Raw genomic sequence first — 12,359 nt, 5'->3', positions numbered from 1 at the left:
CATTTTTGGGAGGTTTATTATTATGGCAAGAGTAAAAGGCGGATTCGTTGTTCGTCGTAGACATAAGAAAGTATTGAAACTTGCAAAAGGTTATTTCGGTTCCAAACACCGTATTTTTAAAACAGCTAACGAACAAGTGATGAAGTCTTTGGTATATGCATACCGTGACCGTCGTACAACAAAACGTAACATGCGCAGACTTTGGATCGTTCGTATCAATGCGGCTGCCCGCATTAACGGTCTGTCTTACAACAAACTGATGCATGGTTTGAAATTGGCTGGAGTGGACATCAACCGCAAAATGCTGGCTGATCTTGCTGTGAATGATATCACTGCATTCAACTCTATCGCTACTGTTGCTAAAGAAAAAATCAACGCTTAATTATAGCGTTATTTTATAGAAAAAACCGCCTTAACCGGCGGTTTTTTTATGGAGTAAAAACGATGGTTGCACCTGTAGTAAATAATCTGACATGAGTCAGAGGCAATCATCTGAAAAGATGGCATTTTATACCGGGATGATGTGGTAATCTTTTAACGCATTAACGCGTATTGTCACATAACATGACACTTCGCTTACGCAGGTTGTCATTATTTGTCTAAATAAAGCGCTTTCTTTCGTTTTTATCCAAAAAAAGTTTTCAATTCTGATATAAATATGCTGGATTTTGACGTTTCGAGAAGGTATAATCTGAAATGTGAAAAGTCCAACATTTGTACAAGCTCATTCCCGCAATTAATTGACCATAGATCAATTGCTGACTAAGCTGTACGAATGAGAGGAAAGAATTCATTCTGGGGGGACAAATTTCAATGAAAAAGATGTTCAAGTTGTCGCTGATCATGCTGCTCGCGTTTTCAGTCGTACTCGCTGGTTGCGGTAAAAAGAAAGAAGAGACAAATGCATCCGGCGGAGATACTGCAGGGACTGCAAAGTCCAGTGTTAAAGTAGGTCTGGTAACTGACGTGGGCGGGGTTAATGATAAATCCTTTAACCAATCCGCTTGGGAAGCTCTTGAAGGTTTGCAGAAGGACAAAGGTATCGAAGTTCAATATCTGCAAAGTAAGTCCAAGGAAGACTATGTTACAAACCTGAACAAATACGTTAAAGGTAAATATGACCTCACTTGGGGTATCGGTTTTGACCTTGGCGAAGATATGAAAACCGTTGCAACACAAAATCCGGATGCAAAACTGGCGATCATCGATGCTACTGTAGATGCTCCTAACGTGCGTTCCGTAACTTTTGCTGAAAACGAAGGTGCTTTCCTGGTTGGTGTCGTTGCAGGTAAAATGACGAAAACAGGTAAAGTCGGCTTTGTCGGCGGTTCCGAAATTCCGGTTATCAAACGTTTTGAAGCAGGCTTCAAGGCTGGCGTGAAAGCTGCCAATCCAAGCGCTGAACTCAAAATCAACTACACTGGCGCATTTGACAAGCCTGACCAAGGTAAAGCAGCTGCAGCTACAATGTACAATGACGGCGTAGACATCATTTTCCACGCTTCCGGCGCAACCGGTACTGGCGTATTTAACGAAGCTATTTCCCGTAATAAAGCAGGCGGCAGCAAAGTTTGGGTTATCGGCGTTGACAAAGACCAATCTCTGGAATTTGGCGATGATGTAACTCTGACTTCAATGGTTAAAGGTGTATCCACTGCAGTTGACAAGGTTACTAAAGAAGTAATCGACGGTACGTTCAAAGGCGGATCCGAAACTCTGGGTCTGAAAGAAAACGGTGTTGGCCTGGCTGATACTTCGACCAAAAACGTTCCTGCAGATGTGTTGAAGGAAGTTGACAGCTACAAGGAAAAAATCATCAGCGGCGAAATTAAAGTTCCAGAGGAATAATATTATCCGCTCTGATCATCTGAGAATTTAATGCGTTTATTAAACGGCAAGGCTGGTTGATATAACTAGCCTTGTCTTACGTTCTTTGGCCAAAATTATGATATAAGGGTGATCTCATGGATGCAGCAACCCCTGTCGTTGAGTTGAAGCAAATAACCAAACGCTTTCCCGGCATCGTTGCCAACGACTCCATCAGCTTAAAGCTGCACAAGGGCGAGATCCATGCACTGCTCGGTGAGAATGGTGCAGGAAAATCAACCTTGATGAACATTGTTTTCGGATTGTACCAGCCGGATGAAGGCGGGATCGAGGTCAATGGCGAACCAGTCATGATCGACAGCCCTAATAAGGCGATTGAGCTGGGCATCGGAATGGTGCATCAGCATTTCAAGCTCGTACAGCCGTTTACCGTAACCGAGAATATCGTACTGGGCATGGAGCCTAAAAAAATGGGAGTCCATCTTGATTATAAAACCTCGGTTGCCAAAATTAAGAAGCTTTCCGACCAGTACGGTCTCAAAGTTAATCCGAATGCCAAGATTCAGGATATTTCTGTCGGCATGCAGCAGCGTGTCGAAATTTTGAAGACGCTTTATCGCGGCGCTGACATTCTCATTTTCGATGAGCCAACAGCTGTCCTGACACCGCAAGAAATCAGTGAATTGATGGGAATTATGAAGCGTCTCGTCGAGGAAGGTAAATCAATCATCCTCATCACACACAAGCTTAAGGAAATTATGCAGATTTCAGATACGGTTACGATCATTCGTCGCGGCAAGGTCATCGATACTTTGAAAACAGCAGAGACCAATCCGAATGAACTTGCGGAGAAAATGGTCGGACGCAGCGTATCCTTCAAAGTGGACAAAAAACCTGCGACGCCGAAAGAGACTGTGCTTGAAGTTAAAAACTTAACTTTGAAAAATAAGGACGGAATCGCTGTACTGGACGGTCTGAACCTGAATGTCCGGGCAGGGGAAATTCTGGGAATCGCCGGTGTCGACGGGAATGGACAAAGTGAACTGATCGAGGCTTTAACCGGTCTCAGTCATGTGGATAGCGGTATTATCGAGCTGAAAGGCAAGGATATCACGAATAAAAATCCGCGCCATATCACAGAAAGTGGCGTGTCCCACATTCCAGAAGACAGACATAAGCATGGACTCGTTCTTGATTTCTCCATGAGTGAAAATATGGTGCTCGAAACCTATTATCAATCACCGTATAACAAAGGCGGCTTTTTGAATAAGAATGCGATTGACAAACAGGCATCGCGCCTGATTGAGCATTTTGACGTCAGAACCCCTAGCATCGAGACGAAAGCCCGTTCCCTGTCTGGTGGTAACCAGCAGAAGGCGATTATAGCCCGGGAAATAGATAAGAATCCTGATCTGCTCATTGCAGCACAGCCGACGCGTGGTCTGGATGTTGGTGCCATTGAGTTCGTGCAAAAGCAGCTTGTTGCACAGCGTGATCAAGGCAAAGCCGTACTCCTGATCTCTTTCGAGCTGGATGAAATCATTAACGTATCCGACCGGATTGCCGTGATCTATGAAGGACAAATCGTTGGTGAGGTTCTGCCTGAGCAAACCAATGACCAGGAGCTTGGTCTCATGATGGCGGGCAGTAAGATTGCGGGAGGTACAGCATAATGAGTAAAGTATTTAAAATATTTTCCCTAAACAGCCTCCTGGTACCGCTGGTAGCCATTGTTCTTGGTCTCATTGTGGGTGCTATCATTATGCTGATTGGCGGCTATAACCCGCTGCTCGCATACAGCTCCTTATTTTCGACTGTTTTCGGTAATGTGTATGATTTCGGTGAAGCCATCCGCGAAATTACCCCGCTGATTATGACAGGCCTTGCGGTTGCGTTCGCGTTCCGCGCCGGTCTATTTAACATCGGTGCCGAAGGTCAGTACATTATGGGTATGACTGCAGCCTCTGCAGTAGGTATTAAATTGACGGGCCTTCCCATTGTTGTGCATGCGCTGGTAGCTATTATTGCTGGCGGACTTGCTGGCGGGATTTGGGCGGGCATTACCGGTTACCTGAAGGCCAAGCGGGGTGTAAACGAGGTTATTATCTCGATTATGCTGAACTGGACGGCTTTGTATTTCAGTAACTATATCGTGAGATCCTTCCTGCTCCAGAAGGGCCAGCAAAGATCTGAGGAAATTAAGGATACCGCCTCGATTTCCATCGGCTGGCTGTCTACCGCATTCGATAATGCGCGGATGCACTGGGGGACGATCATTGCTATTTTGGCTGCCGTATTCTTCTTTATTTACATGTGGAAGAGTAAGCAGGGTTATGAACTTAGAGCGGTAGGACACAATGGGGATGCAGCCAAATATGCCGGTATGAACGTGAAGAAGAATATCGTGAAAGCAATGTTCATCAGTGGTGTCTTTGCCGGTTTGGGAGGCGCTTTCCAGGTACTGGGTGTATTCCATTATCAAGCGATCTTTACGGGCTCTCCTGGCGTTGGCTTCGACGGAATCGCAGTTGCGCTGATCGGTATGAATCATCCGTTCGGTATTCTGCTGTCCGCATCGCTGTTCGGCGTGCTGACTTACGGATCTGCAGGCATGAGTTTTGGTGCTGGTGTTCCACCTGAAATTATTCGTATCGTAATCGGTTCGATTATATTCTTCATTGCTGCACAAGGCATTGTGCGCTGGGTTCTAAAGCCCTTGTATCTTAAGCGCAAGAAAGAGAAGGTGTTGTAAATGGATTGGATGACAACAATCGGCCAGCTGATTAATACGACGCTCGTATTTTCTACGGCGCTCATCTTTGCTGCCATCGGCGGCATCTTCTCTGAACGTTCCGGTGTAACCAATATCGGTATTGAGGGCTTGATGACCTTCGGTGCATTTGCCGCGGGTGTAGCATCCTTTTATGCGGAAGACGCAGGTATGGGAGCGGCATCTCCATATATCGGTATTCTAGCTGCTCTGGTCATGGGTATTATCGCTTCCCTGATTCATGCTGTCGCCTCAATTACGTTTAAGGCGGACCAGGTCATCAGTGGTGTCGTCATTAACTTTTTGGCAGCGGGAAGCACGCTCTACATGGTTAAATTGTTGTTTGACGGCGCAGGCGAAACCACGCTGTTGAAGGAAGGGCTGGAGAAATGGCCTGTCCCGTTCCTGTCGAAAATTCCGATTATCGGGGAAGGTATTTTTAACAACTACCCGACAACCTATCTGGCCATTATTTTGGTGCTGGTAGCTTTTTATGTGTTGTACAAAACTTCGTTCGGGCTTCGCCTCCGTGCTGTTGGTGAACATCCAAGTGCTGCGGACACGGTAGGTGTAAAAGTACTGCGTATGCGTTATATCGGTGTTATTTTGAGTGGCGCACTTGCTGCTCTCGGTGGTGCAACCATCACTTTAACGACGACAAACACGTTCTCGCATAATACGATTTCCGGTCAAGGTTTTATCGCGATCGCTGCGATGATTTTCGGTAAATGGAATCCGCTTGGAGCCTTTGGCGCGGCTGTTTTCTTCGGCTTTTCACAGGCAATTGGGAACTACTTCCAGTTGTTCGCGTGGTCCAAGGATATTCCTCAAGAATTTATCTACATGCTGCCTTATGTTCTCACGGTTATTGTACTCGTGGCTGCAGTCGGGAAATCTTCCGCACCTGCCGCACTGGGGGAACCGTACGACCCGGGCAAACGATAATCATCAAACGCATATTCAATCATGTCAAAGAGGCTGCACTCCATTAATTGGGGATGCGGCCTTTTTTTGTGGAGGCTGTAGCTAATCGGTTAAGACTGGGCATCAAACTTGAGGTACACCGGGCTATGGAACAAGCGCATTGGTAACTTGCGGAATAGACTGCCAGTGAACACATTTGGAGGAGGGGTCTCATGCAACAGTCTGTTACCCGTAAACAAGCGCAAAAGCTGATAGGTCAACATATAGTGGCTGTCAAAAAAGACGGTAACCTCGTTACCGGCAAACTTGTTCGCATATCTGGCAACCGCCTGATTCTTCAGCGTTCCAAAGGGAAAACCGTACAAACCAAGGCGATAATTCCTCTCGTCTTGTTCGATCTTTTGGCCATTGGAACAGCTCCATTTGCCGGCGGCTTCTACGGCGGTGGCGGATTTGGTTACGGTCCTGGTCCCGGGCACGTTCCATACGGCGGCGTTCCGGGATATGGTTATGGAGGGTATCCAGGAGGATATCCGGGAGGATTTGGATTTTTCTAAGAGATCATACCGTATCAACTCCGAAGACGGTGTAATCCGGATCTCTGGATCTCGTAAGAAAATCTCCCGCTAAAAGCGGTCTGTCTTGCGTGTAACTACGTCGACAGACTTTTTTCTTGAGCCGGACTATAATGTTTTTTCCAGCTCATGACAATGATTTTGAGTGTGGTATCGCACTGTAACATAACCCAGTTTTTTATAAAAAGATAGACCGCTGGCATTACCGGCATCAACCATCACTTTGGACCGTTTGCACCCGCGTGACACTGCGAATTTTTCAGCATGAACCATCAGCGTATTGCCCCATCTTTTGCGCTGTGATTCGGGTGCGACGGCCAACATATCGATATACAGCAGGTCGCCATGCAGGATGTAATGAACAAAGCCAAACGGGTTATCCTCGTAATTTTGGCATGCTATCAAGGTAATCCCACGGCCCAATCTTTTGGGAATATCCTTGCGAACGGCTTCAAGCTGAACCGTGTTTAAATGTGAGAGTGGGACAAGTTGGGAATCGATTAATCGCATAATGAACGCATCGTCTTGTTTGGGTCTCCGATACCTGATCATCACGTCTGTCCTCCCTTCAAGATGGGCTTCATCAAAGATGAATACATGTCATCATATGAGGGAAGGCAGAAGTAGGTGTGTAGTCTATTGTGTTGGTGATTTTCTGCTTTTAAAAATAAGGGTATTGACTTTTAAGTTCGATGAATCATATAATGTGTCTAAACATTTTAACGAATATATCGTGATCGGCAATGAAGAGGACGAAGTTTAAAGGGCCCTTTTGCTCAGAGAGTGTGAGGAATTGCTGTAACCTCCACCAAAATCCCTTTTATACGAGCTCACCTCGGAGCTGTTCTCCTGAAAAGCGCTAAAGCTTATTAGGGAGAATCGTCAAGTCCACGTTACGGACTTTGGGTATGGAAACGGCTGACTCTCTAGAGTGTCGATCCTTATTTTCTATACCTGGTGAGGCCTAGCATTGCGAGATGCATGGCAAATATGGGTGGTACCACGGAAGCACAACCTTTCGTCCCTCACGCAGAATCATTCTGCGTGGAGGACGGAAGGTTTTTTGTTTTTTTTGAAAGTTACATGTATGTAAATTATGAGGAGGAGGATGACTGATGAGCGCGCAAATTCCTGAAGTGCGGTCTACAGAACAACTACGTGAGAAATGGATGAAGCCGGAAGTCATTACCGGCTCGGAAATATTGCTTCGCAGCCTTTTACTTGAAGGCGTCGAGTGTGTTTTCGGATATCCAGGTGGGGCAGTGCTTTATATTTACGATGCGATGTATGGATTTGAGGATTTCAAACATGTGCTAACTCGTCATGAGCAGGGAGCCATTCATGCGGCAGACGGCTATGCAAGAGCGAGCGGTAAAGTCGGCGTATGTATTGCAACATCGGGACCGGGGGCGACAAACCTGGTCACAGGAATTGCCACAGCTTACATGGATTCCGTTCCTCTGGTAGTCATTACAGGCAACGTGGCCACTACACTGATCGGAACCGATGCTTTCCAGGAAGCCGATATCACCGGCATTACGATGCCGATTACGAAGCACAGCTACCTGGTTAGAGACGTGAAAGATCTGCCGCGGGTCATTCATGAAGCATTCCACATCGCTTCAACTGGCCGCAAAGGTCCGGTACTGATCGACATTCCAAAGGATGTTTCAGCAGCATTGACTTTGTTTGAGCCAAGCAGCAACGCGGTAAACCTTCGCGGATATAATCCACGGATGGTGCCAAACAAACTGCAGTTGGATAAATTGGTACAGGCGATTGAGGATGCCGAGCGTCCGATGATTCTGGCAGGAGGCGGGGTTATCTACTCCGGAGGCCATGAAGAGCTCTTCGAATTCGTGAAGCGGACAGAGATTCCGATCACGACAACGCTTTTGGGACTGGGAGCTTTCCCAAGCGGTCATGAGCTTTGGACCGGGATGCCGGGAATGCACGGAACCTATACGTCGAATATTGCGATTCAGGAGTCGGATCTTCTGATCAACATCGGAGCCCGATTTGATGACCGGGTAACAGGCAAACTGGACGGATTCGCCCCTCATGCCAAGATTGTGCATATCGACATTGATCCGGCGGAAATCGGTAAGAACGTTCCGACAGATATCCCGATTGTCGGTGATGTGAAGACGGTTCTGGAGATGCTTAATCCGGAAGTGAAGCGTGCGGCTAAGGCGGATGCCTGGAGAACCCGGATTCAGCAGTTGAAAATGGAGCAGCCTTACCGTTATCAGGATTCCGATACAGTTCTCAAACCACAATGGGTTATCGAGATGCTGAACGACACGACCAAAGGCGAAGCCATTGTTACGACGGACGTTGGACAACATCAAATGTGGTCGGCTCAGTATTATAAATTCAACCAACCGCGGTCATGGATTACATCTGGCGGACTGGGAACGATGGGATTCGGATTGCCTTCTGCAATCGGTGCCCAGATGGCTCATCCGGAACGCCTGGTCATCTCGATCAACGGTGATGGCGGCATGCAAATGTGCTCGCAAGAGCTGGCGATATGTGCCATAAACAACATCCCGGTCAAAATTGTTATCATCAACAATCAGGTGCTGGGCATGGTCCGTCAGTGGCAGGAGTTGATTTACGACAACCGTTACAGCCACATTGATCTGGAAGGCAGTCCTGATTTCGTGAAATTGGCTGAGGCATATGGTGTTAAAGGGCTCCGGGCAACCAACAAGGAAGAAGCCCACAAAGCTTGGGCGGAAGCGCTTGAAACACCTGGACCTGTCGTTGTCGAATTCGTGGTCAGCAAGGGTGAAAACGTGTACCCGATGGTAACTCAAGGCTCGACCATTGATCAAATGTTGTTGGGAGATGCATAAATATGAGTACGAGACATACCATCGCCGTTCTAGTTAATGACCAGCCGGGCGTTTTGCAAAGGGTCTCCGGACTGTTTGGCCGACGCGGATTTAATATTGAAAGTATCACAGTAGGACAATCGGAAGAAGTAGGACTCTCGCGGATGGTGATTGTGACCATTGGTGATGAGCAAACACTGGAACAGATTGAAAAGCAGCTGTATAAGCTGATCGACGTCATTAAAGTCATCAATCTTAGCTCCAATCCTATGGTGGCAAGGGAGTTGGCGCTCATCAAGGTTAACGCCGAACCGGCCAACCGTCCTGAAATCATGGGGGTTGTTGAAACTTTCCGGGCATCGGTGGTTGACATCGGCAGCCACAACCTGATGGTGCAGGTGGTAGGGGATACCACTAAAATTGACGCTATGATTGAGCTCTTAAAGCCATACGGCGTTCGCGAGCTATCCCGAACCGGCGTTACAGCGATGATTCGCGGAAATGTATAATCATGCAATGAAAACGGATTAAATAAAACACCCGCTTAAAGAGCGGGGGTTTGAAGAGATCGGCATAGAAGCAAGTCAGGGTCTCTTGAAACACCCGCTCTTCATAAGGGTTCTTTTTAAAAATAAAGGAGGATTTATTAACATGGCAGTTACTACTTATTATGAACAGGATGCAGAACTTAGCGTATTGAAAGGCAAAACAGTTGCGGTGATCGGTTATGGTAGCCAGGGTCATGCCCAAGCACAAAACCTGCGTGACAGTGGTGTGAAAGTAATTATCGGCCTTCGCGAAGGAAAATCTTTTGATAAAGCAAAAAATGATGGTTTTGAAGTTCTCTCCGTTGCTGAAGCAACAAGCAAAGCGGACATCGTACAAATCCTGATGCCGGACGAAACTCAAGCTTCGGTTTATAAAAATGACATCGAACCAAACCTGAAAAAAGGTGCAGCTCTGATGTTCTCCCATGGCTTCAACATCCACTTCGGACAAATCGTGGCTCCTAAGGATGCGGACGTGCTTCTGGTAGCTCCAAAATCCCCAGGTCACATGGTTCGTCGTACTTACGTTGAAGGCTTCGGCGTACCGGGTCTGATCGCAATCGAGCAGGATGCAACCGGACAAGCCAAGCAAATTGGCCTTGCTTATGCAAAAGGTATCGGCTGTACACGTGCAGGGGTTATCGAAACTTCCTTCCGTGAAGAAACCGAAACCGACCTGTTTGGTGAGCAGGCTGTACTTTGTGGCGGTGTGACTGCCCTGATCAAAGCCGGCTTCGAAACTTTGGTTGAAGCAGGATATGCTCCTGAAATGGCATATTTCGAATGCTTGCATGAAATGAAGCTGATCGTCGACATGATTTATGAAGGCGGCATGGCTAACATGCGTGATTCCATCTCCAACACTGCCGAGTATGGTGATTATGTAACTGGACCACGCGTCGTAACTGATGAAACGAAGAAAGCAATGAAAGAAGTACTTAACGATATCCAACAAGGTAAATTCGCACGCGACTTTATTCTTGAAAACCAATCGAACCGTGCATTCCTGAATGCGACTCGCCGCAACGAAGCTAACCATCCGATCGAAGTTGTTGGTGCCCAGCTGCGTGAAATGATGCATTGGATTAAGAAATAATTCATAATTATACGATATTATTCCCTTTTGATGCGGCCGTGCATATGCGTGAGCCGCATCAGAAGTTTTAAGAGATTATTTATTCGGGGTCCCCACAAGGTTTTTGGAAGGCTTCGAAGCAGAAGCGCCACGTTGTGGGGGTTTTTTTTAAGAGGTTTTGTATGATGAAGGAGGTGCCTTGGACTTGCGAAAAATTTATGTGTTTGACACAACATTACGCGACGGGGAGCAGTCTCCTGGCGTAAACCTGAATACCCGTGAGAAACTCGAGATTGCATATCAGTTGGAAAAATTGGGCATCGACCGTATGGAGGCAGGCTTCCCTGCCGCATCTCCTGGAGATTTGGCAGCGGTGAACGCGGTAGCTAAAGCGGTGAAGGATGTAACCGTCATCGGCTTATCCCGTTCCAGAGAACAGGACATCGATGCTGTTCGTGAAGCACTGATTGGTGCACAGGATCCTTGCATCCACATCTTTTTGGCCACTTCGCCGATTCACCGGAAGCATAAGCTGCGTATGGAGAAGGAGCAGGTGCTTCAAACCGCACAATCCGCTCTGCAGTATGCGAAGAAGTATTTTTCCAAGATTGAATTTTCTCTGGAGGATGCTGGACGCACCGAGCTGGATTTCATGGTTGAGATGGTCTCAATGGCAGTGAATGAAGGTGTGAAAGTCGTCAATATTCCGGATACGGTCGGATACCTGAACCCTTCGGAATATGGTGCGATCTTCAAATACCTGAAGGAAAATGTTCCGGATATCGAGAAGGTGCAGCTCAGCGCGCATTGTCATAATGATCTCGGAATGGCCACGGCCAATACACTCGCCGCTATCCAAAACGGTGCCGACCAGATTGAAGGGACCGTTAACGGAATCGGTGAACGTGCAGGCAATACGGCGATTGAAGAGATTGCCATGGCGCTGGAGACCCGTCAGGAATTTTTCGGTGCCAAGACTTCTATGAATTTGTCGGAAATTTCTCGCACAAGCCGTTTGGTCAGTAAGCTTACTGGCATGGTGGTTCCGGGTAATAAAGCGATTGTCGGTGCGAACGCCTTTGCCCATGAATCCGGTATTCACCAGGATGGCATGTTGAAAGAGAAAACGACGTATGAAATCATGACTCCTGAAACCATCGGTCTGAAAGAAAGCAAGCTGGTACTTGGCAAGCACTCAGGGCGCCATGCATTCCGTGAAAAACTGCTAGACATGGGATATGAGCTGGATGAACAGCAGCTGAACCAGGCTTTTGCCAGATTCAAAGTGCTTGCGGACAAGAAGAAGGAAGTATCCGATGACGATATTATGGCTCTGGTAGAAGAGAAGCTGGTGGATACACCGGAAGTTTTCCAACTGGAAACGATCTACGTTACCTATGGCAATCGTTCGGTTCCTACAGCCCAGGTACGTATTATCAAGGATCAGGATCAGGAGCTTGAAGAGGAAGCGGAAGGTAATGGTTCGGTAGATGCGATTTATAACGCGATCGATAAAGCGACCCGTGAAGAGGTCACCTTGTCCGATTACTCCATCAAGTCGGTCTCTCGTGGTAAGGATGCGCAGGGTGAGGTTCATGTAGTCCTGACCCAAAATGATGTATCCGCGCAAGGACGCGGGCTCAGCACAGATATTCTGGAGGCCAGTGCGCGTGCTTACGTGGATGCGCTAAACCAGCTTATCGAGAAGCGCAAAACATTCAGCAAGAGAGAACGGGCAAGCTTGTAAGAAGATTGAATTTTTCTTGCCAGCAGACATATCAAAAGGCAGACCGCAGATGG

Annotated in this window: 11 protein-coding genes; 10 read left to right on the top strand and 1 reads right to left on the bottom strand. The window is 47.2% G+C overall.

Translation table 11 applies throughout. The annotated features are described in order from the left end of the window. Positions 1 to 22: 22 nt before the first annotated feature. From rplT to KJS65_RS21580, 6 genes are all read left to right on the top strand, one after another. Positions 23 to 382, top strand: a complete 360-nt coding sequence (rplT, locus tag KJS65_RS21605; protein ID WP_136603997.1) for a 50S ribosomal protein L20 — start codon at positions 23 to 25, stop codon at positions 380 to 382. Positions 383 to 813: 431 nt separating this feature from the next. Continuing rightward, positions 814 to 1,848, top strand: a complete 1,035-nt coding sequence (locus KJS65_RS21600; RefSeq protein ID WP_213651931.1) for a BMP family ABC transporter substrate-binding protein — start codon at positions 814 to 816, stop codon at positions 1,846 to 1,848. Positions 1,849 to 1,964: 116 nt separating this feature from the next. Beyond that, on the top strand, positions 1,965 to 3,500 hold the full coding sequence (locus KJS65_RS21595; RefSeq protein WP_213651930.1) for an ABC transporter ATP-binding protein: 1,536 nt from the start codon (positions 1,965 to 1,967) through the stop codon (positions 3,498 to 3,500). Then, positions 3,500 to 4,579 carry an ABC transporter permease gene (locus KJS65_RS21590; RefSeq protein WP_213651929.1) on the top strand — a complete coding sequence of 360 codons (1,080 nt, stop codon included), beginning with the start codon at positions 3,500 to 3,502 and terminating at the stop codon, positions 4,577 to 4,579. Before KJS65_RS21595 ends, KJS65_RS21590 begins: the two co-directional genes overlap by 1 nt. Then, positions 4,580 to 5,542 carry an ABC transporter permease gene (locus tag KJS65_RS21585; RefSeq protein ID WP_213651928.1) on the top strand — a complete coding sequence of 321 codons (963 nt, stop codon included), beginning with the start codon at positions 4,580 to 4,582 and terminating at the stop codon, positions 5,540 to 5,542. Between the two features lie 191 nt (positions 5,543 to 5,733). Beyond that, positions 5,734 to 6,078 (top strand): hypothetical protein, encoded by a 345-nt coding sequence (locus KJS65_RS21580; protein ID WP_213651927.1) that lies wholly within the window; start codon positions 5,734 to 5,736, stop codon positions 6,076 to 6,078. A gap of 126 nt (positions 6,079 to 6,204) precedes the next feature. Here KJS65_RS21580 and KJS65_RS21575 read toward each other — a convergent pair whose 3' ends face one another. Further along, entirely contained in the window at positions 6,205 to 6,648 is a 444-nt protein-coding gene (locus tag KJS65_RS21575) for a GNAT family N-acetyltransferase (protein ID WP_136604003.1), read from the bottom strand. A gap of 563 nt (positions 6,649 to 7,211) precedes the next feature. On the opposite strand from KJS65_RS21575, the gene ilvB reads away from it, so the two are divergent. The 4 genes from ilvB to KJS65_RS21555 all read left to right on the top strand — a co-directional run bounded on the left by ilvB (position 7,212) and on the right by KJS65_RS21555 (position 12,306). Continuing rightward, positions 7,212 to 8,957 (top strand): biosynthetic-type acetolactate synthase large subunit, encoded by a 1,746-nt coding sequence (gene ilvB / locus KJS65_RS21570; protein WP_213651926.1) that lies wholly within the window; start codon positions 7,212 to 7,214, stop codon positions 8,955 to 8,957. A 2-nt stretch (positions 8,958 to 8,959) separates the two neighbouring features. After that, on the top strand, positions 8,960 to 9,445 hold the full coding sequence (gene ilvN / locus KJS65_RS21565) for an acetolactate synthase small subunit (RefSeq protein ID WP_213651925.1): 486 nt from the start codon (positions 8,960 to 8,962) through the stop codon (positions 9,443 to 9,445). Between the two features lie 142 nt (positions 9,446 to 9,587). Then, entirely contained in the window at positions 9,588 to 10,580 is a 993-nt protein-coding gene (ilvC, locus tag KJS65_RS21560) for a ketol-acid reductoisomerase (RefSeq protein ID WP_136604006.1), read from the top strand. 184 nt (positions 10,581 to 10,764) lie between these two features. Next, positions 10,765 to 12,306 carry a 2-isopropylmalate synthase gene (locus KJS65_RS21555; RefSeq protein ID WP_213651924.1) on the top strand — a complete coding sequence of 514 codons (1,542 nt, stop codon included), beginning with the start codon at positions 10,765 to 10,767 and terminating at the stop codon, positions 12,304 to 12,306. Positions 12,307 to 12,359 lie beyond the last annotated feature (53 nt).

Source organism: Paenibacillus sp. J23TS9 (genome assembly GCF_018403225.1).
In the GTDB taxonomy this organism is placed as follows: domain Bacteria; phylum Bacillota; class Bacilli; order Paenibacillales; family Paenibacillaceae; genus Paenibacillus_AQ.
Note: the sequence above shows the minus strand (reverse complement) of the source record. Positions and strands in the feature narration are given on the sequence as shown.

What these genes read in the sequence shown, in the direction of transcription:
- KJS65_RS21580 (WP_213651927.1), top strand. Translation starts at nt 5,734, where the DNA reads ATGCAACAGTCTGTTACCCGTAAACAAGCGCAAAAGCTGATAGGTCAA.
- rplT (WP_136603997.1), top strand. Translation starts at nt 23, where the DNA reads ATGGCAAGAGTAAAAGGCGGATTCGTTGTTCGTCGTAGACATAAGAAA.
- KJS65_RS21590 (WP_213651929.1), top strand. Translation starts at nt 3,500, where the DNA reads ATGAGTAAAGTATTTAAAATATTTTCCCTAAACAGCCTCCTGGTACCG.
- KJS65_RS21585 (WP_213651928.1), top strand. Translation starts at nt 4,580, where the DNA reads ATGGATTGGATGACAACAATCGGCCAGCTGATTAATACGACGCTCGTA.
- ilvN (WP_213651925.1), top strand. Translation starts at nt 8,960, where the DNA reads ATGAGTACGAGACATACCATCGCCGTTCTAGTTAATGACCAGCCGGGC.
- KJS65_RS21600 (WP_213651931.1), top strand. Translation starts at nt 814, where the DNA reads ATGAAAAAGATGTTCAAGTTGTCGCTGATCATGCTGCTCGCGTTTTCA.
- ilvC (WP_136604006.1), top strand. Translation starts at nt 9,588, where the DNA reads ATGGCAGTTACTACTTATTATGAACAGGATGCAGAACTTAGCGTATTG.
- ilvB (WP_213651926.1), top strand. Translation starts at nt 7,212, where the DNA reads ATGAGCGCGCAAATTCCTGAAGTGCGGTCTACAGAACAACTACGTGAG.
- KJS65_RS21575 (WP_136604003.1), bottom strand. Translation starts at nt 6,648, where the DNA reads ATGATCAGGTATCGGAGACCCAAACAAGACGATGCGTTCATTATGCGA.
- KJS65_RS21595 (WP_213651930.1), top strand. Translation starts at nt 1,965, where the DNA reads ATGGATGCAGCAACCCCTGTCGTTGAGTTGAAGCAAATAACCAAACGC.